Origin of the sequence: Mycobacterium sp. 852014-50255_SCH5639931 (assembly GCF_001665605.1) — a bacterium.
In the GTDB taxonomy this organism is placed as follows: Bacteria; Actinomycetota; Actinomycetes; order Mycobacteriales; family Mycobacteriaceae; genus Mycobacterium; species Mycobacterium paraffinicum.
The window spans coordinates 52,196-76,701 of sequence record NZ_LZSV01000019.1; the positions used below are offsets into that span (position 1 = coordinate 52,196).

26 protein-coding genes are annotated in these 24,506 nt (G+C 68.3%); 9 read left to right on the forward strand and 17 right to left on the reverse strand.

The window, feature by feature from the left end:
• The first annotated feature begins 2 nt into the window (after positions 1 to 2).
• Positions 3 to 566, forward strand: coding sequence for a 3-hydroxy-9,10-secoandrosta-1,3,5(10)-triene-9,17-dione monooxygenase reductase subunit (gene hsaB, locus A5758_RS12205; protein WP_067204299.1), 564 nt, complete (start codon positions 3 to 5; stop codon positions 564 to 566).
• A 3-nt stretch (positions 567 to 569) separates the two neighbouring features.
• Here hsaB and A5758_RS12210 read toward each other — a convergent pair whose 3' ends face one another.
• Entirely contained in the window at positions 570 to 1,031 is a 462-nt protein-coding gene (locus tag A5758_RS12210) for a hypothetical protein (RefSeq protein ID WP_231987297.1), read from the reverse strand.
• A 193-nt stretch (positions 1,032 to 1,224) separates the two neighbouring features.
• Between A5758_RS12210 and A5758_RS12215 the strand changes: the two genes are divergently transcribed.
• Entirely contained in the window at positions 1,225 to 1,647 is a 423-nt protein-coding gene (locus A5758_RS12215; protein WP_067740155.1) for a hypothetical protein, read from the forward strand.
• Here A5758_RS12215 and A5758_RS12220 read toward each other — a convergent pair.
• The 3 genes from A5758_RS12220 to A5758_RS12230 form a co-directional block, all read right to left on the reverse strand.
• Positions 1,592 to 2,122 carry a nitroreductase family deazaflavin-dependent oxidoreductase gene (locus tag A5758_RS12220; protein WP_067740157.1) on the reverse strand — a complete coding sequence of 177 codons (531 nt, stop codon included), beginning with the start codon at positions 2,120 to 2,122 and terminating at the stop codon, positions 1,592 to 1,594. The genes A5758_RS12215 and A5758_RS12220 overlap by 56 nt on opposite strands.
• Positions 2,123 to 2,146: 24 nt before the next feature.
• Entirely contained in the window at positions 2,147 to 5,296 is a 3,150-nt protein-coding gene (locus A5758_RS12225; protein WP_067740158.1) for a serine/threonine-protein kinase, read from the reverse strand.
• A 150-nt stretch (positions 5,297 to 5,446) separates the two neighbouring features.
• Positions 5,447 to 6,049, reverse strand: coding sequence for a DsbA family protein (locus tag A5758_RS12230; RefSeq protein ID WP_067740160.1), 603 nt, complete (start codon positions 6,047 to 6,049; stop codon positions 5,447 to 5,449).
• A gap of 96 nt (positions 6,050 to 6,145) precedes the next feature.
• On the opposite strand from A5758_RS12230, the gene A5758_RS12235 reads away from it, so the two are divergent.
• Positions 6,146 to 6,976 (forward strand): arylamine N-acetyltransferase, encoded by an 831-nt coding sequence (locus A5758_RS12235; RefSeq protein WP_067204318.1) that lies wholly within the window; start codon positions 6,146 to 6,148, stop codon positions 6,974 to 6,976.
• Here the strand turns inward: A5758_RS12235 and A5758_RS12240 are convergent.
• The 5 genes from A5758_RS12240 to fadD3 form a co-directional block, all read right to left on the reverse strand.
• Positions 6,973 to 8,130: a pyridoxal phosphate-dependent aminotransferase gene (locus A5758_RS12240; RefSeq protein WP_067740163.1), complete on the reverse strand. Its 1,158-nt coding sequence runs from the start codon at positions 8,128 to 8,130 to the stop codon at positions 6,973 to 6,975. The two genes, A5758_RS12235 and A5758_RS12240, sit on opposite strands and share 4 nt — an antisense overlap.
• Positions 8,127 to 9,077, reverse strand: coding sequence for an acyl-CoA dehydrogenase family protein (locus tag A5758_RS12245; RefSeq protein WP_067740165.1), 951 nt, complete (start codon positions 9,075 to 9,077; stop codon positions 8,127 to 8,129). The genes A5758_RS12240 and A5758_RS12245 overlap by 4 nt, the downstream gene beginning before the upstream one ends.
• Before the next feature lie 78 nt (positions 9,078 to 9,155).
• Positions 9,156 to 10,100 carry an acyl-CoA dehydrogenase family protein gene (locus A5758_RS12250; RefSeq protein ID WP_067204327.1) on the reverse strand — a complete coding sequence of 315 codons (945 nt, stop codon included), beginning with the start codon at positions 10,098 to 10,100 and terminating at the stop codon, positions 9,156 to 9,158.
• Positions 10,097 to 11,242, reverse strand: coding sequence for an acyl-CoA dehydrogenase family protein (locus tag A5758_RS12255; protein WP_067740167.1), 1,146 nt, complete (start codon positions 11,240 to 11,242; stop codon positions 10,097 to 10,099). The genes A5758_RS12250 and A5758_RS12255 overlap by 4 nt, the downstream gene beginning before the upstream one ends.
• Position 11,243: 1 nt before the next feature.
• Positions 11,244 to 12,788 carry a 3-((3aS,4S,7aS)-7a-methyl-1,5-dioxo-octahydro-1H-inden-4-yl)propanoate--CoA ligase FadD3 gene (gene fadD3, locus A5758_RS12260; protein WP_067740169.1) on the reverse strand — a complete coding sequence of 515 codons (1,545 nt, stop codon included), beginning with the start codon at positions 12,786 to 12,788 and terminating at the stop codon, positions 11,244 to 11,246.
• A gap of 48 nt (positions 12,789 to 12,836) precedes the next feature.
• Between fadD3 and ipdE1 the strand changes: the two genes are divergently transcribed.
• From ipdE1 to fadA6, 4 genes are read left to right on the forward strand one after another with little or no spacing between them, the layout of a single operon-like run.
• Positions 12,837 to 13,985 (forward strand): acyl-CoA dehydrogenase IpdE1, encoded by a 1,149-nt coding sequence (ipdE1, locus tag A5758_RS12265; RefSeq protein WP_067740171.1) that lies wholly within the window; start codon positions 12,837 to 12,839, stop codon positions 13,983 to 13,985.
• Complete coding sequence (ipdF, locus tag A5758_RS12270) at positions 13,982 to 14,770, forward strand: (5R,7aS)-5-hydroxy-7a-methyl-1-oxo-2,3,5,6,7,7a-hexahydro-1H-indene-carboxyl-CoA reductase (RefSeq protein WP_067740173.1); 789 nt, start codon at positions 13,982 to 13,984, stop codon at positions 14,768 to 14,770. The genes ipdE1 and ipdF overlap by 4 nt, the downstream gene beginning before the upstream one ends.
• A gap of 44 nt (positions 14,771 to 14,814) precedes the next feature.
• A complete protein-coding gene (gene kstR2 / locus A5758_RS12275; protein ID WP_156622604.1) occupies positions 14,815 to 15,417 on the forward strand; it encodes a TetR family transcriptional regulator KstR2 in 603 nt (200 codons plus the stop codon).
• 3 nt (positions 15,418 to 15,420) lie between these two features.
• Positions 15,421 to 16,581 carry a steroid 3-ketoacyl-CoA thiolase FadA6 gene (fadA6, locus tag A5758_RS12280; protein ID WP_067204347.1) on the forward strand — a complete coding sequence of 387 codons (1,161 nt, stop codon included), beginning with the start codon at positions 15,421 to 15,423 and terminating at the stop codon, positions 16,579 to 16,581.
• Positions 16,582 to 16,680: 99 nt separating this feature from the next.
• Here the strand turns inward: fadA6 and A5758_RS12285 are convergent, their stop codons facing one another.
• The 5 genes from A5758_RS12285 to echA20 are packed head-to-tail and all read right to left on the reverse strand — an operon-like array spanning position 16,681 to position 20,603.
• Positions 16,681 to 17,106, reverse strand: a complete 426-nt coding sequence (locus A5758_RS12285) for a nitroreductase (RefSeq protein WP_067204350.1) — start codon at positions 17,104 to 17,106, stop codon at positions 16,681 to 16,683.
• Between the two features lie 41 nt (positions 17,107 to 17,147).
• A complete protein-coding gene (gene ipdC, locus A5758_RS12290) occupies positions 17,148 to 18,224 on the reverse strand; it encodes a (3aS,4S,5R,7aS)-5-hydroxy-7a-methyl-1-oxo-octahydro-1H-indene-4-carboxyl-CoA dehydrogenase (RefSeq protein ID WP_067740177.1) in 1,077 nt (358 codons plus the stop codon).
• Positions 18,224 to 18,967, reverse strand: a complete 744-nt coding sequence (ipdB, locus tag A5758_RS12295; protein WP_067740180.1) for a cholesterol ring-cleaving hydrolase subunit IpdB — start codon at positions 18,965 to 18,967, stop codon at positions 18,224 to 18,226. The genes ipdC and ipdB overlap by 1 nt, the downstream gene beginning before the upstream one ends.
• Before the next feature lie 2 nt (positions 18,968 to 18,969).
• Entirely contained in the window at positions 18,970 to 19,848 is an 879-nt protein-coding gene (gene ipdA / locus A5758_RS12300; RefSeq protein ID WP_067740182.1) for a cholesterol ring-cleaving hydrolase subunit IpdA, read from the reverse strand.
• The gene (gene echA20 / locus A5758_RS12305) at positions 19,845 to 20,603 is read right to left on the reverse strand and encodes a (7aS)-7a-methyl-1,5-dioxo-2,3,5,6,7,7a-hexahydro-1H-indene-carboxyl-CoA hydrolase (RefSeq protein WP_067740189.1); all 759 of its coding nucleotides are present in this window, start codon (positions 20,601 to 20,603) and stop codon (positions 19,845 to 19,847) included. Before echA20 ends, ipdA begins: the two co-directional genes overlap by 4 nt.
• Before the next feature lie 59 nt (positions 20,604 to 20,662).
• Between echA20 and A5758_RS12310 the strand changes: the two genes are divergently transcribed.
• Entirely contained in the window at positions 20,663 to 21,448 is a 786-nt protein-coding gene (locus A5758_RS12310) for an SDR family oxidoreductase (RefSeq protein ID WP_197503921.1), read from the forward strand.
• Between the two features lie 14 nt (positions 21,449 to 21,462).
• On the forward strand, positions 21,463 to 22,368 hold the full coding sequence (locus tag A5758_RS12315; RefSeq protein WP_067740191.1) for an SDR family oxidoreductase: 906 nt from the start codon (positions 21,463 to 21,465) through the stop codon (positions 22,366 to 22,368).
• A 14-nt stretch (positions 22,369 to 22,382) separates the two neighbouring features.
• Here A5758_RS12315 and A5758_RS12320 read toward each other — a convergent pair whose 3' ends face one another.
• From A5758_RS12320 to A5758_RS12330, 3 genes are read right to left on the reverse strand one after another with little or no spacing between them, the layout of a single operon-like run.
• Positions 22,383 to 22,841: a nitroreductase family deazaflavin-dependent oxidoreductase gene (locus A5758_RS12320; protein WP_067740193.1), complete on the reverse strand. Its 459-nt coding sequence runs from the start codon at positions 22,839 to 22,841 to the stop codon at positions 22,383 to 22,385.
• A gap of 59 nt (positions 22,842 to 22,900) precedes the next feature.
• Positions 22,901 to 23,293, reverse strand: a complete 393-nt coding sequence (locus A5758_RS12325; RefSeq protein WP_067740195.1) for a hypothetical protein — start codon at positions 23,291 to 23,293, stop codon at positions 22,901 to 22,903.
• A gap of 6 nt (positions 23,294 to 23,299) precedes the next feature.
• A complete protein-coding gene (locus A5758_RS12330; RefSeq protein WP_067740197.1) occupies positions 23,300 to 24,463 on the reverse strand; it encodes a steroid 3-ketoacyl-CoA thiolase in 1,164 nt (387 codons plus the stop codon).
• Positions 24,464 to 24,506 lie beyond the last annotated feature (43 nt).

Here is a 24,506-nt window from a genome sequence, read left to right on the forward strand (position 1 = left end):
TCATGTCTGCGCCGATCGATCCGCGGTCCTTCCGGCAGGTGCTGGGTCAGTTCTGCACCGGCATCACCATCATCACCACGGTGCACGACGACGTCCCTATCGGCTTCGCCTGCCAATCGTTCGCGGCGCTGTCGCTGGACCCGCCGTTGGTGTTGTTCTGCCCCACCAAGGTGTCGCGATCCTGGCAGGCCATCGAGGCCAGCGGCCGGTTCTGCGTCAACGTGCTGACCGAGAAGCAGAAGCACGTTTCAGCGCGATTCGGATCGAAGGAGCCCGACAAGTTCGCCGGAATCGACTGGCACGCTTCCGAACTCGGCTCACCAGTCATTGACGGGTCGCTGGCCTACATCGACTGCACGGTGGCGTCGGTGCACGATGGCGGCGACCACTTCGTCGTGTTCGGCGCGGTCCAGTCGCTGTCGGAGGCACCCAAGATCAAGCCGCGCCCGCTGTTGTTCTATCGCGGCGAATACACCGGGATCGAACCGGACAAGACCACACCGGCCCAGTGGCGCGACGACCTCGAAGCGTTCCTCACCGCCACCACCCAGGACACCTGGCTCTAGAGCTCAGCCGGGCGTCCCGCGGTAGGTGTCGTGCCCGACGGTCTCGGCGTCGGTCGTCGGCTCGTGCGACTCCGAGGACCGCACCGCGTTGGGATCGTCGTGCTCACCCGCTGGCTTCGCGGCGGCCTCCGGGTGCAGTTCATCGGCGCGCTTGAACTGCTCCTGCAGTTGTTCGCGCGACGCCGCGACCTCGCTCTGATGGTTGGCCGCTCGCTCCTGCAGCCGGGCGGCTTCGGCCGCTTTGGCCTCCGCCTCGGCCTGGGCGGCGCGGGCCTTGGCGGCCGTTTCCTGGGCAAGGGCTTCGCGCCGCTCGACCTTTGCCGTCTCCAGCTTGGCCTGCTCGCGGATCTCTTCGGCCTGGCGCTGCCGTCGGCGGCGCCGCATTCTGCTCAGTGCGACGACGACAACGAGAATCACCAAGACCGCCGCGGCGGCGACCACGATCCAGATAGCGGTGCTATTCATCATGGGCTCCCATCAGGTCGGTTTTCGCCTGGCGCGAGGCGCCGGCTCGTAGTGGAATCCCCGTATCTGGCGCAAGTAAAACAATGGGGCGGGATCGGCGACTCTGGCCAGGTGACCTTGGCCTCTACCCGGTCGCCGCGGACGCCGAAATCATGAGACCGCGTAAGCCGAGGGCTACTGGCAGGTGAGGTCGATGGCAGGTCGCTGTGACACGCTGCGTTTCGCGTACTGGGCCGGAGCCGTGGTGGATGCCGTGATGGTGGTGCCACTGCTGGTGCCGCGCGTGGCCGCCGCGATGTTGGGTCTCCACGGGTTCACCCCGGCACCCGATTACCGCTACGCTGCCGCGCTGTGTGCGGCATTGATGGCTGGATGGACGGCGCTGCTCGTGTGGGCCGGTCGTGCACCTGTCGACCGGCGAGGGGTATTGCTGCTCACGGTGTGCCCGGTGCTCGTGGGGCTCGCGGCCGCGGGGGGTTATGCGATCAGCAGCGGGCTGGTTCGGGTCGGCTTTATGGCGCCCATGCTGGCCGTCCAGTTGGGTCTTGCGGTGCTGTTCCTCAGTGCCTACCGGCGCGCCCGTTTCCTCGCGGACGAGGCGGATCGTCGGGGGTGATCCGGAAGACCGGGTAGTGGGCGGCGATTCGCTCGAATTCCGTCAGCGGAGCGTCGCTGCAAAGTGGAATGTGTGGGCGCGCTCCGGGCGCCACCTCGACGTAGCGGCGCAAGATGGGTGCGCGGTCGTCGGTGGCGACCTCGAGCAGGTGCACGGGCACGGCGTGCCTGCGGCGCATGACCGCACGCCCGCCCGCCGCGCGAACATTGCGCACCCAGTTCGCGTCATCGCCCAGCATCGATACCAGGTAGCGCTCGCCATCGTGACCGACCACGACCACGGGGACCGAGACCACTCGTCCGGACCGCCGTCCCAGCACCTCGAGCGTCATCGCCCGCGCCGGGGACAGGACACCCGCTGAATACTGCAGCGCGGAAAGCCGATTCATCACTCTGGCCGGAAATCCCGGTCTCCCACCGCGATACATCCACCGCTTGGCGGCATACAGCCAGTCGACAACCCGTCGCCGATTCATCGTCGCGCGCTCACGGGGCAGGCCCTACATGAAGTCCAGCGCCTCCACGGTCGCGATCGGGCCCTCGTGGGTCGGCCGGTTCGCGCCGCCGATGCAGTAGACGGTGTTCCCGACCGTCGCCACCACCTCGGCGTGGCGTGCGGTCGGCATCGGCGGCAGGGTGCTCCACTTCGCGTCGGCGATGTCGTACATCTCGACGACGTTCAGCACCATCGTCGGTTCCTCGCCGCCGACGACCACGATGCGGCTGTCGATGTAGGTCGCGCCGTAGCTCCCGCGCGGGGTCGGCATGCCCACCAGCTTGGTCCAGTTGCCCGATTGCGGATCGAACCGCTCGTTCGCCGCGGAGTTCTTGTCGGCGGAAAGGAACCTACCGCCGATCGCGTACACGTAGGTGCCGTCCGACACCGCGGCCAGATGTTCGCGCGGTGTCGGCATGTCGGCGGCGTCGTTCCACGAACTGCCGTCGAAGACCTCGGTCTGCGGAACAACCTGTTTGGCGTTCTGGCCACCCACCGCGACGAGCTTGTCGCCCACCACCGCCGCGGCCGGCGCCGCACGCGCGTGCGTCAGATGCGGAAGCTCAACCCAAGAGCCGCCGCGCAGCGCGAACACCTTGTCGGATGCGTTGGCCAGCTGATCGCTGGCACCGCCGAGCACCACCACCTCGCCGCGGTAGGCCGCCGCCGCCGCGTGATGCAGCGGGATGGGCAGGGGCGGCCCGGTCTCCCAGGCGCCGGTGTGCGGGTCGTAGCTCTCCACGGTCTGCAGTGCGACGCCGTTCCGCAGGCCGCCGACGATCCAGATCTTGTCGTTGACCACGGCCCATGCCGTCATCAGCCGGGGCGTCGGCGCGTCCGGCAGTGACCGCCACTGCGACGCCGGCTGGATCCGGCGGGCCGGCAGCTTCAGCGCTTCGGCCGACGACGTCAGCTGGCCGTCGCCGACGGCGGTCGACCCGCCGATCGCGTACACGGACTTCTCCACCGCGTCGACGGCCATGCCGTGCCGCGCGGTCGTCATGTCGGGCAAGGCGGACCACGCCTTTGTCATCAGGTCGAAGGCGGCGACGCTCTTGAGAAGTCGTCCGGCCGAAACGCCGCCGACCGCGACCAGGCGCCCGTCGACGATCGCCGCGCCGAGGTCGCTGCGCGGCTGGCTCAGCGCGGGCAACGGCGTCCACGTCTTCGCGGCCGGGTCGTACGCCTCGACCGTCGCCAGATCCGTGGAGCCGCTGGCACCGCCCACGGTGTACACCAGCTTCCCGTCCGAGGCCGCGGCCAGCATCTGACGCGGCGTCGGGATGGGCGCGCCGAGGGTCCAGGCGTTGCCATCGAACACCTCGGTCGTGTTCAGCAGCGCGCCGCTTGCGTCGACGCCGCCCGTGACGACCAGCCGGTCGCCGACCACGGCCGCCGCCGCGGCCGCCCGGGGCTGCAACAGGTGCGGAAGCTCGACCCAGCGGCTGTTGATGATCCGCCAAACCTGGTCGCTCGCAACGTTTTTGCCGCCCTCGGACTTCCAGCCGCCGAGCACCACCGGGTTGCCCTGCCAGGTGACCGCCATCGCGTGCGCAACGGGGACCGGCAGGTCGTCGCCGACCTTCCAGCTGTCGATGACAGGGTCGTAGCCCTCCTGCAGTCCGGTCAGGCCACCGTCGCTGCGGATGCCGCCGAAGATCCAGATGGTGCCGTCGGCCTGCGTGGTGGCCGCCGCGTCCCGCGAAATGCGCGCGTTGGTGATCGGTTTCCATTGCATGGGCGGCTGCGCGGTCGGCTGGCCCGACGTCCCTTTGGACCCGGCGTTGTTGTCCGGCGAAAGCGCGAAAATGACGCCGCCGATGACCAACAGCACGACCGCGGCGACCGCTCCGGCCACCAGCGCGATGCGGTTCCGCTTCTTCCCGGGCTCCGCGAACCACGCGGCGGCCCGGTCCGTGGGACCGCGCGGCGGGCCCTGGGCGCCGCCGTTTCGGCCCGACGGCGGGGCAGCGTTGGGTGGCCGCACCTTTGGTTGCGTCGCCGACCCCTGTCCGCCACGCAGCAAGCTCGCCAGCTCAGCGGGTGCCGACTGCGGAAGGGCCGCCGTTTCCAGCGCATGTTCGTGCCCGAGCGGGGCGCTGATCGCGGAGGTCGGGTCGTCGTGCCCTCTCGGCCCACGCGTCGGTGCGGGCATGCTCGACGTGTTGGGGAGGGGCGGGTGCGCCACCTCGCTGTGGCCGCCGGGCGGGACGGGCGCGGCATATGGGGCATCCGCCGCCACGGCCGAGGGCCGTCCGGTGATGGCCATCGCGTCGGGTTTCAGCCCGTTGCGGCGCTGGGCGGCCTGTAGCTCGCGGCCGAACTCCTCGGCCGAGGCGGGCCGCTCGGCGGGGTCGATCGACATCGCCCTCTCGATCGCCGTGCACACCGCGTCCGGGATGCCGTCGGGCCGCATGTCCGGGATCCCGGCGGTGCTGATGCGCAGATACTGCGCGATCAGGTCCTCGCCCTTCTTGCGCTCGTGCGCGGCGTTGCCCGCGATGAGCGCATACAGCGTGGCCCCAAGCGAATACATGTCGGACGCGATCGTCGCCGGGTTGCCCGTCATGACCTCCGGCGCGGTGAAATCGATCGTCCCGGAGAAGAACCCGGTCGCGGTCTCATACCCGCCTTCGATGTGGGCGATGCCGAAATCGCTCAGTTGCGGCTCGCCGTAGTCATTGACGAGGATGTTGGCCGGCTTGATATCCCGGTGCAAGGTCCCGGTCCGGTGCGCGGTTTCCAGTGCGCCGCAGAGCTTTACGCCGATGTGCAACGCCTCGGGCCAGGCGACCGGCCCTTCCCGGCGCAGCCGGACCGCCAGCGAGTCCGCCGAGTGATAGGGCATCACGATGTAGGGCTTGCCGCTCGGGGTCACGCCGACCCGCAGGATGTTGACGATGTTCGGATGGCCGGATAGCCCGCCCATCGCGTAGCCCTCGCGCAGGAACCGTTCTCTGCTGTCGTCGTCGATGTGGGATGGCAGCACCTTCACCGCGACGCTTCGCCCGAGCGCGGTCTCATAGCAGCAGTAGATGACCCCCGCTCCGCCGCGGGCTACCTGGCGCGCATCCTCGAACCCCGCGGCCGCCAGCTCCGCGGTGATGCCGCTCGGTACCGGTGCGACATTGTCGGAATGGGGCTCTTCAGGCATTTGCTGGCGCTCAACCCTCCGCGAAATATGTAATAGGCGAGCTCAAGGTTAAACGCTCAGCACCTCGCCGGTGCCTCTTTCGGCAACCTTAGTTCACCCGGCCGCGGGCCGGGGCCGGGAGAGTTAGCCGACGACGCGCGTCGGTCGCGCTCAGGCTTCGATGGTCGGCGGGCCCTGATGGGGCCGTTGCAGCTCTGCGAATTCCGGAACGCCGGCGATGGTGAGCACGGCCTCCAGCAAGCGAATACCGTCCTGCGTGTTCGGTGTTCGGGTCAGGACGGGGCCGGAGAACGCGTGGCCGTCGATCGCGATGATCGGGCTGCCGGCCTCGTCGCCCAAGGCGTCTTGGCTGGCTTGGTGCGCCCGCTTGACCGCGTCGTCGAAGCCGCTGTCGTCGAGGGCTTCGGCAAGCCTCTCCTCGAGGCCGTTCGCGGCGAGGGCTTCCCGGATTCCTGCTGCGGTGAGGTCCTCCTGCCGCACATGGATCCGGCGACCGATCGAGTCGTAGAGGCCCGCAAACGCGTCCGGTCCTCGCTCGGCGACGGCCGCGGCGAACAGGCGTCCCAGCCGTGTCGACCGCTCCATCATGCGTTGCTGTTTGGCGTCCTTGTCCTGGCCCTCGTTGAGCACCGCCAGGCTCATCTGCCGCAGGGCGACCGGTGTGTGCGTGGATTGTGCGGCGTCACGCAGCCAGCGCGCTGTCACCCAGGAGAAAGGACAGACGGGATCGAGATAGAGGTCGACGTCGGGCACGGGTTCCTCCTTCGGACCAAGGCTTGGGGCTAGGGACGGCATACCCGCTACCCGCCGTCGCACGCCTGCCGATGGCGTTGGCAGCAGAATGGCCGTATGACGCTGGAGCTGGGCGAGTACTTCGATCGCATCGGTTATGGCGGCGCCGCGGCGCCCAACCTCGACGTATTGCGGGCCTTGGTGAGCGCGCACACCAAAGCGATTCCATTCGAAAACCTCGATCCGCTGCTGGGTGTGCCCGTCGACGACCTGAGCCCGGGCGCCCTCGCCGGCAAGCTGGTTCGGCGGGGCCGGGGTGGCTACTGCTACGAGCAGAACGGCTTGATGGGCTACGTGCTGACCGAGCTGGGCTTCCGCGTGCGGCGCCTGGCCGGCCGGGTGGTGTGGATGCGGCCGCTCGACGCGCCGTCACCGCCGCAGACGCACACCGTGTTGGCGGTGACGTTCCCCGGCTCCCACGCTTCGTACCTCGTCGACGTGGGCTTCGGTGGCCAGACACCCACCTCGCCACTGCGCATCGAGACCGGCAGCGTGCAGCAGACGACGCACGAGCCCTACCGGCTGGAGGACCGCGGCGACGGCCTGGTCTTGCAGGCCCAGGTCCGCGGCGAGTGGCAACCGCTCTACGAGTTCAGCTCCCGGACCGCGCCGGACGTCGACCTGCAAGTGGGCAGCTGGTTCGTCTCGACGCATCCCTCGTCGCACTTCGTCACCGGTCTGACGGCCGCGCGCGTCACCGACGACGCCCGACTGAACCTGGCCGGTCGGAACCTGGCCATCCATCGCGCCGACGCCAGCGAGAAGATCCGCCTGGACGACGCGGCGGCGGTGGTGGACACCCTCATCGGCCGGTTCGGCATCAACGTGTCCGACGTCGGCGACCGCGGTGCCCTCGAGGCTCGCCTGGACAAGATCCTGGACGCCTAAAGCCAGGGGCCGATCCGCCGCAGCGCCTCTTCGATGTCGCCGGTCGGCCCGGCGAACGACAACCGGACGAATGAGTTGCCGTGCGTGGTGTCGAAATCGATCCCCGGCGCGATGGCAACCCCGGTGTCGTCCAACAGTTTCGAGCAGAACGCGATCGAGTCGTTGGTGCGGTCCGACACGTCGGCGTACACGTAGAACGCGCCGTCGGTGGGCGCGAGGCGGTCGATGCCGATCTGGCGCAGCCCATCGAGCAGCAGCGTGCGGTTGGTCGCGTAGTGGTGAAGGTTGCTGTCGGCTTCGGCGATCGCCTCGGGGGTGAAGGCCGCCACCCCGGCGAGTTGCGACAGCACCGGCGGGCAGATGGTGAAGTTGCCGGTCAGGCGGTCCACCGCTCGCAGCAGCGCCGGTGGCACCAGCATCCAGCCCAGCCGCCAACCGGTCATCGCCCAGTATTTCGAAAAGCTGTTGACCACCACGGCGTCTCGTGATGTCTGCCAGGCGCAACTGGTCTGCGGCGCCCCTTCGTAGACCAGGCCGTGGTAGACCTCGTCGCTGATCAGTCGGACCCCGGACGTCTCGCACCACGACGCGATGGCGGCCAACTCGGACGGGGCTATCACGGTTCCGGTGGGATTGGCCGGGCTGGCGACGATCACGCCGTGGGGCGGCGGGTCGAGTTCGGCGAGCATCTGCACGGTGGGCTGGAAGCGGGTCTGCGGTCCGCAGGGGATTTCGACCACCTCGCATCCCAACGCGGACAGAATGTTTCGGTAGCACGGGTAGCCAGGACTGGCCAGCGCCACCCGGTCACCGGCGTCGAAGCACGCCAGAAACGCGAGCAGGAATCCGCCGGAAGAACCGGTGGTGACCACCACGTCGTCGGGTTCGACCCGAAGCCCGTGCTGGCGTTGGTAATCCGCCGCTATCGCCGCGCGCAGCTCGGGGGTTCCCAGCGTCACGGTGTAACCGAGCTCGTTGAGGTGCAAGGCGGAGGCCGCGGCCGCGCGCACCGGCTCCGGCGCTCCCACGCTGGGCTGGCCGGCCGACAGGTTCACCAGGTCGCCGTGGCTGCGCTGGCGCTCGGCCGCGGCCAGCCACACGTCCATCACATAGAAGGGCGGGATGGCGGCGCGCAGCGCGACGTGGTCGTTCACGACGTCTCGAGCACCTCGGCTTCCAGTCGTGCGAGCAGTTCTTGCGGTGTGCTGAGCAGATGCGCGCTGCCGTGGGCGCGTTTGAAATACAGGTGCATGTCGTGTTCCCAGGTGATCGCGATCCCGCCGTGCAGCTGGATGCCTTCGGCGGCGGCGGTGCACAGCGCCTCGGTCGCGGCGAGGCGCGCTGTGGCCGCGTTGGTCGGGGTGGGCTCGTTGCAAGCGTCCGCAACGACGACCTTCGCCGCGGCGATCGCGACGTACAGATCGGCCATCCGGTGTTTGAGGGCCTGGAAACTGCCGATCGGACGGCCGAATTGCACTCTGTTCTTGGCGTATTCGACGGTGAGCTCCAGGCAGCGTTCGGCGGCGCCGATCTGCTCGGCGGCCAGCAGGATGGCCGCGCTGTCGGCGATGCCGGGGTCGGCGCCGATCGGTTCGGTCGCCTCGGCCTTGAGCTGCGCGAGCCGCCGGGTCGGGTCCATGGTGGTGACGGGCTGTGTGCCGAATCGGGTCCACCGGCTCAACTGGCCGTCGTCGACGGCGACTACGACGTCGGCGATATCGCCGTTGACCACATAGTCGGCGTCGAGCACCAGCGCGCCGATCGAGGTGCCCTCGGCGAGGCCGCCCAGCGTCTCGGCGTCGGGTTCGGGCGCGGCCAGCAGGGCCAGCTCAGCCAGCGTCGTGCCCAGCAGGGGGGAGGGCACCAGCGCCCGGCCCAGCTCCTGCAAAACCGTTGCGGCATCGGCCAGTTCACCGCCCGCTCCACCCAGCTCCTCGGGGATCACCAGCGCGGCGGCGCCCACCTGCTCACACAGCAGCTGCCACAGCGACTCGTCGTAGCCGCGGTCGGACTCCATCGCCGCGCGCACCGCCGCCGGGTTCGCGTGCTTGGCCACCAGGGTCGCGACGGTCTCCCGCAGCATCTCCCGTTCTTCACTCACGAGCGCCGCTCCTCTCCCCCGCAAGCGGGTGGTACCCCCACATCGCTACACTCTGCATCGTCGCGCCGCGAGTCATGGTTATAGCGCCTCCAGCACTCGCCGCCGATGCGCCTCGGGCGTACCCCAGGCCGAACGCAATGCTTGCACCCGCAGCAACCAAAGCGACAGGTCGTGTTCCTGGGTGAACCCGATCGCGCCGTGGGTCTGCAGCGCCGACCGCGCGGCCAGCAGGCCCGCCTCGGCCGCCGCCGCCTTGGCCGCGCTGACGTCGCGGGGCTCGAGTGATAAGGCCGCGCCATACAGCAGCGGGCGGGCCAGCTCGATCGCGATGTGCACGTCGGCGAGCTTGTGCTTGATCGCCTGATAGGAACCGATCACCCGGCCGAATTGCGACCGCTGCTTGGCGTAGTCGACGGTATCGCGCAGCAGCGCCTCGGCCGCGCCGACCAGCTGTGCGGCGGTGGCCAGCGCCCCGAACTCGTAGGCGCGCCGAAGATCCGCCTGCCAGGCCCGGCCGGCTGGGGTCACGTCGTAGAGGGGCCGGCTCGGGTCGACCGACTCGTGCCGGTCACCCGGCGTCGCTTCGGCGACGCCCTCGTCGGTTGCCACCAGCACCAGACCGGCCGTGACGGCGTCCACCGCGCGCGGCGTCTGCGGCGGCAGCGCGACGGTGACCATCAGCTCACCGGAGGCCAGGGCGGCGCAGCGCTCGGCCTGATCGTCGGAGGCGAGCAAAACCGGTGCCACGGCGATGGATTCGGCCACCGGCCCGGGTACACACCACCGTCCCAGGCGTTCGAGTGCGACCACCAGGTCGACCGGATGCGCCTCGATGCCGTCGAACTTCTCGGGGACCGCCAGCGCGGTGACACCCAGGTCGGCCAGCTGGCCCCACACCTTGCGGCCGGGCGCGGTATCGCCCGCCGACCACGCGCGGATCACGCCGGGCAGGTCGGCCGCGCCCAGGGCGGCGTCGATGCTGGCCGCGAAGTCGCGCTGCTGTTCGTCTAGCGCAAATTTCACTTCTTGCCCCCGGACTTCTCGCGGGGCAGGCCCAGCAGCCGCTCCGAGATGATGTTGCGCTGAATCTCGTTGGTGCCGGCGTAGATCGGGCCGCCCAGCGCGAACAGCAGGCCATCGGTCCAATTGCCGGCGAGCTCGCCGTCGGCGGCGAGCACGTCGAGTGCGGTCTGGTGCAGCTCCACGTCGAGGTCCGACCAGAACACCTTGGTCACCGATGATTCGGCGCCCAGCTCACCGCCGTCGGCCAGCCTGGTCACCGTGCCGAAGGTTTGCAGCCGGTAGGCCTGTGCCTTGATCCAGCCATCGGCGACGCGGTCGACGAAGGCCGGGGGAGAGCCGCTGTCCTTCCAGAGCTGCACCAGCCGCTCGGCGGTCGCCAGGAAGCGGGCCGGGCTGCGCAGGGACATGCCGCGTTCGTTGCTCGAGGTGCTCATGGCCGCCCGCCAGCCCTCGTTCGGGGTGCCGATGACGTCGTGGTCGGGGACGAACACGTCATCGAGGAAGATCTCGCCGAAGCCGGTGTCGCCGCCCAGCTGGACGATGGGTCGCACGGTGACGCCCTTGGTCTTCAGGTCGAACATGAAGTACGTCAGGCCGTTGTGCCGCTCGGCCGTCGGGTCCGACCGGAACAGCCCGAAGCCCATTTCCGCGAACGGCGCGCGGGAACTCCAGATCTTCTGCCCGTTCAGCAGCCAGCCGCCGTCGGTTTTGGTCGCGGTGGATCGCAGCGAGGCCAGGTCGCTGCCGGATTCCGGCTCGGACCACGCCTGCGCCCAGATCTGTTCGCCGCTGGCCATTTTCGGCAGGATGCGGTCCAGCTGCTCTTCGGTGCCGTGGGCGAACAGCGTCGGCGCCAGCATCGAGGTGCCGTTGGCGCTGGCGCGTCCCGGGGCGCCGGCGCGGAAGTACTCCTCTTCGAACACCACCCAGTGCAGCAGTGGCGCGTCGCGGCCCCCGTATTTCTTGGGCCAGGTGATCACCGACAGCCCGGCGTCGAACAGGACTCGGTCCCACTGCCGGTGCTGGGCGAAGCCCTCGGCGTTGTCGTAGGACTTCGTCGGGATCGAATCGGCGTTGGCCGACAAGAAGTCCCGCACCTCGGCCGCAAACGCCAGGGTCTCTTCGTCTAGTTCCAGATCCACTTCACGTCCACTCTCGCAGTTGTGGTTTGACCACCTTGCCGCCCGGATTGCGCGGCAACGCGTCGACGAACCGCACCGACCGCGGCGCCTTGAAATTCGCCAAATGTTCACGGGTGTAAGCGATCACGGACTGCTCGTCGAGGTCGACGCCGGGCCTGGTCACGACAAACGCCCGCCCGACCTCGCCGAGGCGCTCATCGGGAACCCCGATCACGGCGGCGTCGGCGACCCCCTCCATCCGGGCCAGCACCTGCTCGACCTCGGCGGGGTAGACATTGAATCCGCCGCAGATGTACATGTCCTTGAGCCGGTCGGTGATGCGCAGGTTGCCGGCCGCGTCGACGGCACCGATGTCACCGGTGTGCAGCCAGCCGTCGGGGTCGATGGCGGCCGCGGTGGCGGCCGGGTCGTCGAGGTAACCCAGCATGACGTTCGGCCCGCGCAGCAGCACCTCACCCGCTTCGCCGGGAGTTGTTGCGTCGATGCGCAATTCGAAGTCGGCGAACGGGCGCCCGCACGTTGTGGCGACGGTGACCGCGTCGTCGTCCGCCCGGCACATCGTGCCCATGCCGTTCGCCTCGGTCAGCCCGTAAGCGGTAAGCACGATGTCGATGTCGAGCTCGGACTGCATGCGCTCGACCAGCACGACGGGAACGGTGGCCGCTCCGGTCACCGCGAACCGCAGCGAGCTCAGGTCGTAGTCCTTGCGCTGCGGATGGTCCAGCAGGGTCTGATAGATGGTGGGCGGTCCGGGCAGCACGGTGATGCGGTGTTGCTCGATCGCCTGCAGCGCGCGCAGCGGGTCGAAGGTCAGGTGCGGGATCAGCGTCGCCCCGGTCTGCAGGCAGGCCAGGATGCCGGCCTTGTACCCGAAGTTGTGGAAGAACGGGTTGATGCACAGGTAGCGGTCGTCGCTGGTGATCTTGCCGTTGGCGGCCCACGACGCCGAGGCCGACAGCGACTGCCGGTGCGCGCAGAGCACCCCTTTGCTGCGGCCGGTGGTGCCCGAGGTGAACAGGATGTCGCTGACGTCGTCGGGCGTGACCGCAGCGGCGCGGGCCGCGACCGCGCTGACGTCCGAGCCGCGCGAGATGAAGTCGTCCCACGTTCCGTCGTCAGCCTCGATCGGGATCCGCACGATGTGCCGCAGCGCGGGCAGGGCTTCCGGGCCCAAGCGGTCCAGGTCGGCGACGCGATCGTGGCCGAGGAATCGCCCCATCCCGAACAGCACGGGCGCTGCGGTGCGCGCCAGGATGTCGGCGGCTTCCTCGACGGTATAGCGGGTGTTCAGGGGCACCATGGCCGCACCGGCGTGGTGGATCGCCAGGCAGGCCACCACCCAGTGCCAGGTGTTCGGCGACCAGATCGCCACGCGGTCCCCCGCCTGCACGCCGAGGCTGATCAGCGCGGCCGCCGCCCGGTGCACCTCGTCGCGCAGTGCGGCCGCTGTGAACGACCGCTCGTCGGTGATCAACGCGTCGTGATCGGGGAGTTGCTGCGCCAAACGATCGAGCGCCGCCGGTACGGTGCGCGGATCGCTCCCCATGAATGCTCCTCTAACAAAGCAAGTGCTTGGTAGGTTAGCCTACAGGGCATGCAGGACGTCGAGGAGTTCCGGGCGGAGGTCCGCGGTTGGCTCGCCGACAATCTGGTCGGCGAATTCGCAGCTCTCAAGGGTCTTGGCGGACCGGGGCGCGAGCACGAGGCGTTCGAAGAACGCCGGGCGTGGAATCAGCATCTGGCCAAGGCCGGCCTGACCTGCCTGGGCTGGCCGGTGGAACACGGCGGCCGCGGGCTGTCGACCGCGCACCGCGTGGCGTTCTACGAGGAGTACGCCCGCGCCGATGCCCCGGACAAGGTGAACCATTTCGGCGAGGAACTGCTCGGGCCGACGCTGATCGCCTTCGGGACGCCCGAGCAGCAGCAGCGCTTCCTGCCGAAGATCCTCGACGTCACCGAGCTGTGGTGTCAGGGCTATTCCGAGCCCGGCGCCGGCAGCGACCTGGCCAACGTCTCCACCACCGCCGAGCTGGACGGTGACCAGTGGGTGATCAACGGCCAGAAGGTGTGGACCTCGTTGGCGCACTGGGCGCAGTGGTGCTTCGTGGTCGCTCGCACGGAGAAGGGTTCCAAGCGGCACGCCGGGCTGTCGTATCTGTTGGTGCCGCTGGACCAACCGGGTGTGCAGGTCCGCCCGATCATCCAGCTGACCGGCGACTCGGAATTCAACGAGGTCTTCTTCGACGACGCCCGCACCGACGCCAATCTGGTGGTCGGCCAGCCCGGCGACGGCTGGCGGGTCGCCATGGGCACGCTGACCTTCGAACGCGGCGTGTCGACACTCGGACAGCAGATCCGCTACGCCCGTGAGCTTTCCAACCTGGCCGACCTTGCGCAGCGCAACGGCGCCGCCGACGACCCGTTCATCCGGGAGCGGCTGACGCGGGCGTGGACCGGGCTGCGGGCCATGCGTTCGTATGCGCTGGCCACCATGGACGTTGAGCAGCCCGGCCAGGACAACGTGTCAAAGTTGTTGTGGGCCAACTGGCATCGCGATCTGGGCGAGCTGGCGATGGACGTGATCGGCAAGCCGGGGCTGACCTTGTCGGACGGCGAATTCGACGAATGGCAGCGGCTTTTCCTGTTCACCCGCGCCGACACCATCTACGGCGGCTCCAACGAGATCCAGCGCAACATCATCGCCGAGCGGGTGCTCGGCCTGCCCCGGGAGGTAAAGGGATGACCCTGTCCGAAGCTCCGAAAGAGGTTGCCGGGCACGGGCTTCTGCAAGGCAAGGTGGTCGTCGTAACCGCGGCCGCCGGCACCGGGATCGGCTCGGCGACGGCGCGACGGGCCCTGGTCGAGGGCGCCGACGTGGTGCTGTCCGACCACCACGAACGACGGCTGGGGGAGACCGCCGCCGAACTGTCCGCGTTGGGATTGGGCCGGGTCGAGAGCGTGTTATGCGACGTGACGTCCAGCGCGCAGGTGGACGCGCTGATCGCGTCGACCACCGCCCGGATGGGCCGACTGGACGTTTTGGTCAACAACGCCGGGCTGGGCGGTCAGACCCCGGTGGTCGACATGACCGACGACGAGTGGGACCGCGTCCTGAACGTGACGCTGTCGTCGGTGTTCCGGGCCACCCGGGCGGCGCTGGGCTACTTTCGCGAAGCGGACCACGGTGGGGTGATCGTCAACAACGCAAGCGTTCTGGGCTGGCGGGCGCAGCACTCGCAGGCGCACTATGCGGCCGCCAAAGCGGGCGTGATGGCGCTAACCCGTTGCAGCGCGATCGAAGCCGTCGAATACGGGGTGCGGATCAACGCGGTGTCCCCGAGCATCGCGCGGCACAAGTTTCTGGACAAGACGACCTCGTCCGATCTGCTCGATCGGCTGTCGGCCGGTGAAGCGTTCGGGCGGGCGGCCGAGCCGTGGGAGGTCGCGGCCACCATCGCTTTCCTGGCCAGTGACTACTCGAGCTACCTGACCGGCGAGGTCATCTCGGTGTCCAGCCAGCATCCGTGAGCGGGAAGCTGGCCAAGCAAGCGCTTGGTTGATACTCTGATCGGGTGGACCGAGTGGCCGGTCAGGCAAACAGCCGTCGCGACGAGTTGTTAGAGCTCGCCGCGACCATGTTCGCCGAGCGTGGATTGCGCGCCACCACCGTGCGCGACATCGCGGACAGCGCGGGAATCCTCTCCGGCAGCCTCTATCACCACTTCTCCTCCAAGGAGGAGATGGTCGACGAGGTGCTGCGCAGTTTCCTGGACTGGTTGTTCGCCCGCTACAGCGAGATCGTGGACCGCGAGGCCAATCCGCTGGAGCGGCTCAAGGGGCTGTTCATGGCGTCGTTCGAGGCGATCGAGCATCGGCACGCGCAGGTCGTGATCTATCAGGACGAAGCCCAACGGTTGTTGTCGCAGCCCCGGTTCTCCTATATCGAGGACATGAACCGCCAGCAGCGCAAGATGTGGCTCGAGGTGATCAACCAGGGCATCGACGAGGGCTACTTCCAGCCCGACCTCAACGTCGACCTGGTCTACCGTTTCATTCGTGACACCACGTGGGTGTCGGTGCGCTGGTATCAACCAGGCGGACCCCTCACCGCACAACAGGTGGGTCAGCAATACCTCGCCATCGTTCTCGGTGGGATTACCAAAGAAGGAGTCTGACAAATGGCAGAGGCGTACGTCATCGACGCTGTACGTACCGCGATCGGCAAGCGCAACGGATCGCTGGCCGGGGTTCATCCCGTGGACCTCGGCGCCCTTGGTTGGCGTGGGCTGCTCGACCGGGTCGACGTCGACCCCGCCGCCGTCGACGACGTGATCGCCGGCTGCGTCGACGCCATCGGCGGGCAGGCGGGCAACATCGCCCGGCTCTCGTGGCTGGCCGCGGGCTACCCCGAAGAGGTTCCCGGCGTCACCGTGGACCGGCAGTGCGGCTCCAGCCAGCAGGCGATTTCCTTTGGCGCACAGGCCATCATGGCCGGCACGGCCGACCTCATCGTGGCCGGCGGTGTGCAGAACATGAGCCAGATCCCGATCTCGTCGGCCATGACCGTGGGAGAACAGTTCGGGTTCACCTCCCCGACCAACGAGTCCAAGCAGTGGCTGCACCGCTACGGCGACCAGGAGATCTCTCAGTTCCGCGGCTCGGAGATGATCGCCGAGAAATGGAACCTGTCACGCGAGGAGATGGAGCGCTACGCGCTGGCCAGCCACGAGCGCGCGTTCGCCGCGATCCGCGGCGGTCACTTCGACAACGAAATCATCACCGTCGAAACGGAATCCGGGCCGTTCCGGGTCGACGAGGGCCCGCGCGAGTCGTCGCTGGAGAAGATGGCCGGCCTGAAGACGCTCGTCGAGGGCGGCCGGCTGACGGCGGCGATGGCAAGCCAGATCTCCGACGGCGCGAGCGCGGTGCTGCTGGCTTCCGAGCAGGCCGTCAAGGACCACAAACTGACCCCTCGCGCGCGCATCCACCACATCAGCGCCCGCGCCGCCGACCCGGTGTTCATGCTGACCGGGCCCATCCCGGCCACACGCCACGCGCTGGAGAAGGCCGGGCTGTCGATCGACGACATCGACACCGTCGAGATCAACGAGGCGTTCGCGCCGGTGGTGATGGCCTGGCTCAAGGAGATCAAGGCCGACCCGGAGAAGGTCAACCCGAATGGCGGCGCGATCGCCCTTGGGCATCCGCTGGGCGCGACCGGCGCCAAGCTGTTCGCCACCATGCTCAACGAACTCGAGCGCGTCGGCGGCCGCTATGGCCTGCAGACGATGTGTGAGGGCGGGGGCACCGCGAACGTCACCATCATCGAGCGGCTGTAGCGCCTTCGGGGCTTCGTCTTTCGTCGCGACACTTAAACCAGGCACACGACACGCCGAAAAGCGTGTGCGTGGTTTAAGTCTCGACGAACAGCGCCGAGCTCAGTTCGGCGCCGAAGCGTCCCGGACTCTGAGGTAATGCGCGATGCCGAGCCGGGCGAACGTGCGTTTCCGGTCGGCCGACAGCATGGGCAAGGCCGCCTCCGCGTCGATCACCTCGGGCTGCGCGACGTCGTAACTCTCGCCCTGGGAGGAGATGGTCGCTCGCCCCGCGGCAAGGACGTTCTGCAACCAGTCCACTCCAGTGCCATAGGGCAGCGGTATGACGAACCCGTCGGCCGTCCGGTCCGCCACGACCGGCGTGGCGTACTGCTTGCCCGATCGTCGTCCGGTGTGGCGGATGGCCGATGCGTACCAATGTTTGTGGCCGGCCAGGCGCAGCATCAGTGGGTTGAGCAGGTATCTGTTGGAAACACGGATCGCGCCCAGCAACGGCTTCGGCCAGGCTTCAGGTAGTAGCGCACTCATGACTCCACGATGATCGCGAGCCCGCGCCGAAGCCAGGGTCTTTAGTCGCCGGATTCGATCAGCGCGGACGCCGACTGCAGGTGTTCGATCGCGTCACGCACGATCGAGTCGATCAGCTCGGCGCACGACGGCAGGTCCTCGAGGATGCCGGCCACCTGGCCGGAGGCGAGCACCCCGGCTTCGGTGTTGCCCTCGACCAGCCCCGCCTTCAGCAGCATCGGGGTGTTGGCCGCCATCACCACCTGCGACCAGGTCATCTCCTTGCCGTGGCGCATCGCCATCCCATCGCGGATCATCGACCGCCAGGTCATCTGCGACATGTGCTTGAACTTCGCCGCATTGCGCACGGCCGCGGTGAGACCCCGCACCGGCGAACCGCTTTCCAGCCTCTCGACCAGGCCGGTGCGCAGCACCCGGTGCGGCATGCCGTCCACGCGCGTGGTCACCACCGTGCCGTCCAGCGCCGCTTCGAGGTAGCGGCGCTTGACCGCTTCGGGCACGGTCGAATCGGAGGTCAGCAGAAAGCGCGTGCCCATCGCCACCCCGGCCGCGCCGTAACTCAGCGCGGCCGCCAGCCCGCGCCCGTCGAAGAACCCGCCCGCCGCGATCACCGGGATTCCGGTGCCCTGCACGGCGTCCAGCACCGACGGCAGCAGTAACGTCGTGGCGACGGGTCCGGTGTGTCCACCGCCCTCGCCGCCCTGCACAATCATCGCATCGGCGCCCCAGGCCGCGACCTTGCGCGCATGCTTGGCTGCGCCGATCGACGGAATCACCACCGCTCCGGCCTCTTTCAGCCGCGCGATCAGCTCCTGCTTGGGCGCCAGGGCGAACGACGCCACCTTCACGCCCTCGCGGATCATCAGATCGACGCGGTCGCCGGCGTCCGCGGCGTCGGCGCGGATATTCACCCCGAACGGTTTGTCGGTGGCGGCCTTGACCTTTCCGATGGCCGTCGCCAGCTCGTCGAGTGTCATGGTGGCAGAAGCCAGGATGCCCAGGCCGCCCGCGTTGGCCGTCGCGGCCACCAGCCGGGCGCCGGCCACCCAGCCCATCCCGGTTTGGACCACCGGGTGCTCGACACCGACCAGCTCGGTCAGCGGCGTGCGCAACTTCATCAACGTATCTCTCTGTCGCGCAGGGATTTCGGGTCGATCACCTCGCGGATCAGGTGGAGCTCTTCGTCCGTCGGTAGCCTGGTCTCGCCGGCCTCGTCGACACCGTGCACGTCGAACGACGTGGCCTCGCGAACGTCGTCGGGTGACACCCCGGGATGCAGCGTCAGCGCGCGCATCGTGCGGCCCGGGCCGCCGAAGTCGAACACGCCCAGGTTGGACACGACCCGGTACGTGTTGGCGAACCGGAAGGCCGGATTGTCCGCGTCCACCTTGTCCCAGCCGATGCCGCAGACCACGTCGACGGCCTCGCAGAACACCCGCGTCGAATGGTTGCCCACCCAATAGCTGGTCGCATGGTTGATCGAGTTACCGGGCGCACCCCTCAGGCCGAACATCTGTCTGCTCGGGTGTTGCAGCGGACCGAACGCCGAGATGTTCTGATTGCCAAAGCGGTCAACCTGATTCGCACCCATCACCACGTGCCGCCGCCCCCAGGCCAGCGTCTCGAAGACCCGGCCGAATGGCATCCAGCCCTCGACGGGTCCGGTCTTGCCCAGGGCCGGGGTGTCGGCCAGCAGCTGCGCCTCGCCGTCGGTCAGCAAGATGTCGGGTGAAAAGGTCAACCGCGCCAGTCGCGCACCGACCGAAGCCATGTTCGTCATCGGGCTGACCATAATTTCGCCGGCGTCCCTGAATAATTCGGCGCAGGCGACTGCGCACACTTCGGCGCGGGTGCTGCTCACTTTCAGGCCTCCTCTGCGAATGCGCGAACCGCCGCCTGGTAGTCGTCCTCGCCGCCCGACAGGTAGGTCTGGACGAACTTCTGCCAGCCCTCTTCGGTCGAGGCCGCCTCGGCGTAATGCCGCTGGAACTTCTCGTCCCGGCCGTAATCCGGTGCGGCGGTGGTGAAGTGGGCGCCGCCGGGCGCCTCCACCACGGCGTCGACCATCATCCTGTTCACCAGCAACCCCTGCGGGGGAACAGCCTTGACCAACTCCTCCGTGGAGACGACACGCTCCACCGACAGGAAGCGCTGGTCGGCGGACATCAGGAACAGGTCGTCGAAGTAGGGATCGATACCGGTGTAGGCCGCATTGCCTTGGCAGTCACCGAGGTTGAGGTGCACAAAGGCCGCGTCCAGGCGCAGCGCCGGCATGGCGATCAGCGTCTCGTAGCCGCCCTCGGGCGCGGGGTAGGGGCTGGTCACGGTCTGCAGTTCGCCCTCCCAGAAGTCGGGGACCGAGCTGCCCAGCCCGGCCCGAATCGGCAGGAACGGCAGGCGTTGCGCGGCGGCTTGCAGGCCGCAACGCAGCATGCCCTCGTCCATTTCCCGGGCCTCGATGGCGCCGCTGGTGCGGGCCTTGGCGAACCACGGGTCGTAGAAGGGCGGGGAGTCGAGCGAGACGAAGCCGTAGTAGACGCGCTTGACCTTGCCGGCCGAGCACAGCAAGCCGAGGTCGGGTCCGCCGTAGGTGACCACCGTGAGGTCGGTGACGTCGGTGCGCAGCATGGCCCGCACGAACGCCATCGGCTTGCGCCGCGAGCCCCAGCCGCCGATGCCGACGGTCATGCCGCTGCGCAACTGCCCGACGGCTTCGTCGAGGGTGGTTCTCTTGTCGCTCAAGACTTCTCACCCTTCGCCGTACCGGCGAACGCGTCGCGGTGCTCGTCGGCCACCCCGGCCAGATTGAGCTCGAACGTAAACCCTTGCTCCATGCGGTAACTCGAGTTGACCCGCTGCACATCGATGAGGTTGAGTGCCTCCTTGGCCGCGCGGATGACGCGGGTGTCCTTGGCGGCGATGTCGCGGGCAACCCGTAGCGCGGCCTCGTCCAGCTGGTCGCGCGGCACCACCTCGTGCACCGAACCGAAGTGGTGCAAGGTGGCGGCGTCCACGGTGGCGGCGGTGAAGAACAGCCGCCGCATCAGGTGCTGCGGCACCAGCCGAGAGAGGTGGGTGGCCGCGCCCAGGGCGCCGCGCTCCACCTCGGGCAGCCCGAACGTGGCGTCGTCGGAGGCCACGATGACGTCGGAGTTGCCGACCAGGCCGATGCCGCCGCCGACGCAGAACCCGTTCACGGCGGCAACGACCGGCACCGCGCATTCATAGACGGCGCGGAAGGCGGCATAGCAACCGCGGTTGGCGTCGATCAGCGCGGTGAATCCCTCCGTGCGCTGCATCTCCTTGATGTCGACTCCGGCATTGAAGCCACGGCCCTCGGCCCGCAGGATGACGACGTGAGTCTCGGGGTCCTGACCGGCGGCCGTGATGACGTCGGCCAGTTCGAACCAGCCGCGCGACGGGATGGCGTTGACCGGGGGAAAGTCGACGGTGACCGCGACGATGCCCGGTTCGGTGGTTTTGGATGTGATGGGCACGGTGCCACTTCCTTGTGGGGTAACTACCTAAGCAAGCACTTGCTTGGTACGCTAGCACAGTGACTCGCGCCGAAGCACCCGACGCCATCAACTTGGGGCTGGCCGGGCGGGTGGTTCTGGTCACCGGCGGGGTCCGCGGAGTGGGCGCCGGCATCAGTGCGGTCTTCGCCGCGCAGGGCGCAACCGTCATCACCTGCGCACGGCGGCCCGTCGAGGGCCTGCCCTATGAGTTTCACTCGTGCGACGTCCGCGACGACGACGCCGTCAAGGCGCTGATCGGCTCCATCGTCGAGCAGCACGGCCGGCTCGACGTCGTGGTCAACAACGCCGGCGGTTCGCCGTACGTGCTGACCGCGGAGTCCAGCGCGAAGTTCAACCGCAAGATCATCGAGCTCAACCTGATTGGCGCGCTGTCGGTTTCGCAACACGCAAACGCTCAAATGCAAAACCAGGACCGCGGCGGGTCGATCATCAACATCTGCAGCCTGAGTGGTCGACGGCCGTCGCCCGGCACCGGCGCGTACGGGGCGGCCAAGGCGGGCTTGGAAAGCCTCACGCAGACACTGGCGGTGGAGTGGGGGCCGAAGGTCCGGGTGAATGCCTGCGTGGTCGGCATGGTGGAGACCGAGCAGTCCGAGCTTTTCTATGGTGACGCCGAGTCTATCGCCGCGATCTCAAAGAACGTGCCACTGGGCCGGTTGGCCAAGCCCGAAGACATCGGTTGGGCCACAGCGTTTCTGGCGTCGGACACGGCGTCCTACATCAGCGGTGCCTCGCTGGAGGTGCACGGCGGCGGTGAGCCGCCGCACTATCTGGCCACAACGAACGCCAGCGCGATCAAGTAGAGGAGACACGAACAATGGGAGTGGTTGACGGCCGCGTCGTCATCGTCACCGGAGCGGGCGGCGGTATCGGTCGCGCGCATGCGCTGGCCTTCGCGGCCGAAGGCGCCCGCGTGGTGGTCAACGACATCGGCGTGGGCCTCGACGGTTCACCGGCCGGCGGCGGCAGCGCCGCACAGGGCGTGGTCGACGAAATCACCGCGGCCGGTGGGGAAGCCGTCGCCAATGGATCCAACATCGCCGACTGGAACGAAGCCGCGGGCCTGATCCAGACCGCCGTCGACACCTTCGGTGGCCTGGATGTCCTGGTGAACAACGCCGGCATCGTGCGCGACAGGATGATGGCCAACACCAGCGAGGAAGAGTTCGACGCCGTCATCGCCGTGCATCTCAAGGGTCACTTCGCCACCATGCGGCACGCGGGGTCGTACTGGCGCGGGCTGTCCAAAGAGGGCAAGACCGTCGACGCGCGGATTGTCAACACCAGTTCGGGTGCCGGCCTGCAGGGCAGCGTCGGACAGGGTAACTACAGCGCCGCCAAGGCCGGCATCGCGGCGCTGACGTTGGTCGGCGCGGCCGAAATGGGCCGCTACGGCGTCACCGTCAACGCCATCGCACCGTCGGCCCGCACCCGCATGACCGAGACCGTCTTCGCCGAGATGATGGCAACGCAGGACCAGGATTTCGACGCGATGGCGCCGGAGAACATCTCACCGCTGGTGGTGTGGCTGGGCAGCGCCGAATCCCGCGACGTCACGGGGAAGGTGTTCGAGGTCGAGGGCGGCAAGATCCGGGTCGCCGAGGGCTGGGCGCACGGACCGCAGATCGACAAGGGCGCGAAGTGGGACCCCGCGGAACTGGGGCCCGTCGTCGCCGACCTGCTCGCCATGGCGCGCCCGCCGGTACCGGTGTACGGGGCCTAGTCCGTTGCGCCCACCTAACCCGCCGGGTCGCAGATCACGATGGGGATGACCCGATCGGTCCAGGACCGGTAGTCGTCGAACGACGGGTACATGGCGTCCAGTTTCGGCCAGTACTCCGCGCGCTCGGCCTCGGTGGCATCGCGGGCCTGCAGTTGTAGCACATCGTCCTTGATCTGCACGGAGACTTTGGGATTGGCCTTGAGGTTGAGGTACCACAGCGGGTGCTTGTCGCTGCCGCCCTTCGAGGCGACCAACACCACCCGGTTTCCTTCGCGCAGGTAGAGCAGCGGGCTCACCCGGGGTTCACCCGTTTTGCGGCCCGTGGTGGTGAGCAGTGCGACGGGAGCGTTCTGGAAGGTGCTGCCGAATCTCCCGTTGCTGCGCCGGTAGATCCACGTGTTGCCCTTGGCCATCCACTTGATGATGAAGCTGACCCAAGGAGCATTCAACGAGCGTGGTTTCGGTTTGGGCATGATGTTCCTCTGTGCTCGATCTGGCCGGCGCCCCGCACCCCGCTTTGCGGGCTGCGTCGTTAGCGGCCCTGCTGAATGAACGGTTGGAAGCGAACCTTGATGTGGTGGATTTCGGCTCTGCCGCTCGGGGTTTCGGCGGGAATCACGAACGTCTCGTCGACCCGTGCGGCCAGCCGCCGAGCGCCGAACGCCGCCTTGGTCAGCACGGCGTAGGCCGCGTGCACCCGGTCGCCGTCGATCCGATAGTCCGGCGGCGTCGTTTCCTTGAGCAATCGGTACTGAGCCCCGCGATTGAGGCTGCGGCGCAAGTGGTTTCCGGAGAATCCGTTCTTGACGCCCTGCTCGATGCGGGTGCAGCCGGCGGCGAACGGAACGGAGTCGCCGTCATGGCTGACGAGCGCGTCGATGTAGGACTGCGCCGCGGCGATGCGGCTGGATTCCGAGACGATCAAGACGAGCTAGATGCGCTCGATGATGGTGCCGGTCGACAGGGCACCGCCCGCGCACATGGTGATCAGCGCGGTGCTCTGGTCGGTGCGCTCCAGCTCGTGCAGCGCGGTGGTGATCAGCCGGCTGCCGGTGCTGCCCACCGGGTGGCCCAGCGCGATGGCACCGCCGTTGACGTTCACCTTGTCCATGTCCGGATTGTGCACCCGGGCCCAGGACAGCACGACCGACGCGAAGGCCTCGTTGATTTCGGTGATGTCGATGTCGCCCATCTTCATGCCGGCCTTCTCCAGCACCTTGGCCGTCGACTGCACCGGGCCGTCCAGGTGGTAGTAGGGCTCGGCGCCGACCAGCGCCTGGCTGACGATGCGCGCACGAGGCCGCAGTCCGAGCGCCTTGGCCTTGTCCTCGTCCATCCACAACACGGCAGCGGCGCCGTCGGAGATCTGCGACGACGTCCCCGCCGTGTGGATCCCGCCCTCGATGACCGGGTTCAGCGAGCTCAGGCCCGAGAGTGTGGTGTCGCGCAGGCCCTGGTCGCGGGAGATGGTGACCCGCTCCGACGTCGGTTGCTTGTTCTCGTCGAGCGCAGGCGCCTCGATCGGGGAGATCTCGCGGTCGAAGCGGCCCTCCTCCCACGCCCGCTTGGCCTTGGCCTGCGACTGGTAACCGAACTCGTCGATGTCTTCGCGGGTGATGCCGCGCCGCTTGGCGATCCGCTCGGCCGCGGTGAACTGGTCGGGCAGGTCGATGTCCCACGACGCGGGCCGCAGGATCCCCCGGTCGGGGCCGGCGTTGGCGCCGAGCCCGACGCGGCTCATCGCCTCGATTCCGCACGCAATGCCGACGTCGATGGCGCCCGCCGCGATCAGGCCCGCGATCAAACCGTTGGCCTGCTGGCTGCTGCCGCACTGGCAGTCGACGGTCGCCGCGCCGACGTGGTCAGGCAGGCCCGCGACGAGCCAGCTGACGCGCGTGATGTTGTTGGACTGCTCGCCGAACTGCGTCACGCAGCCGCCGATGACCTGTTCGACGTCGCCGGCGTCGATGCCGGCCTTCTCAACCAGTGCCCTCTGCACCGCACCAAGCAGCTCGGTGGCGTGCAGGCCTGACAGCCATCCGTTGCGCTTGCCGATCGGGCTGCGGGTGGCTTCGACGATTACCGGGTTACCCATTCCGTCAGGCTAGAACACGTTTCATTACTCTGACAAGCGAGGA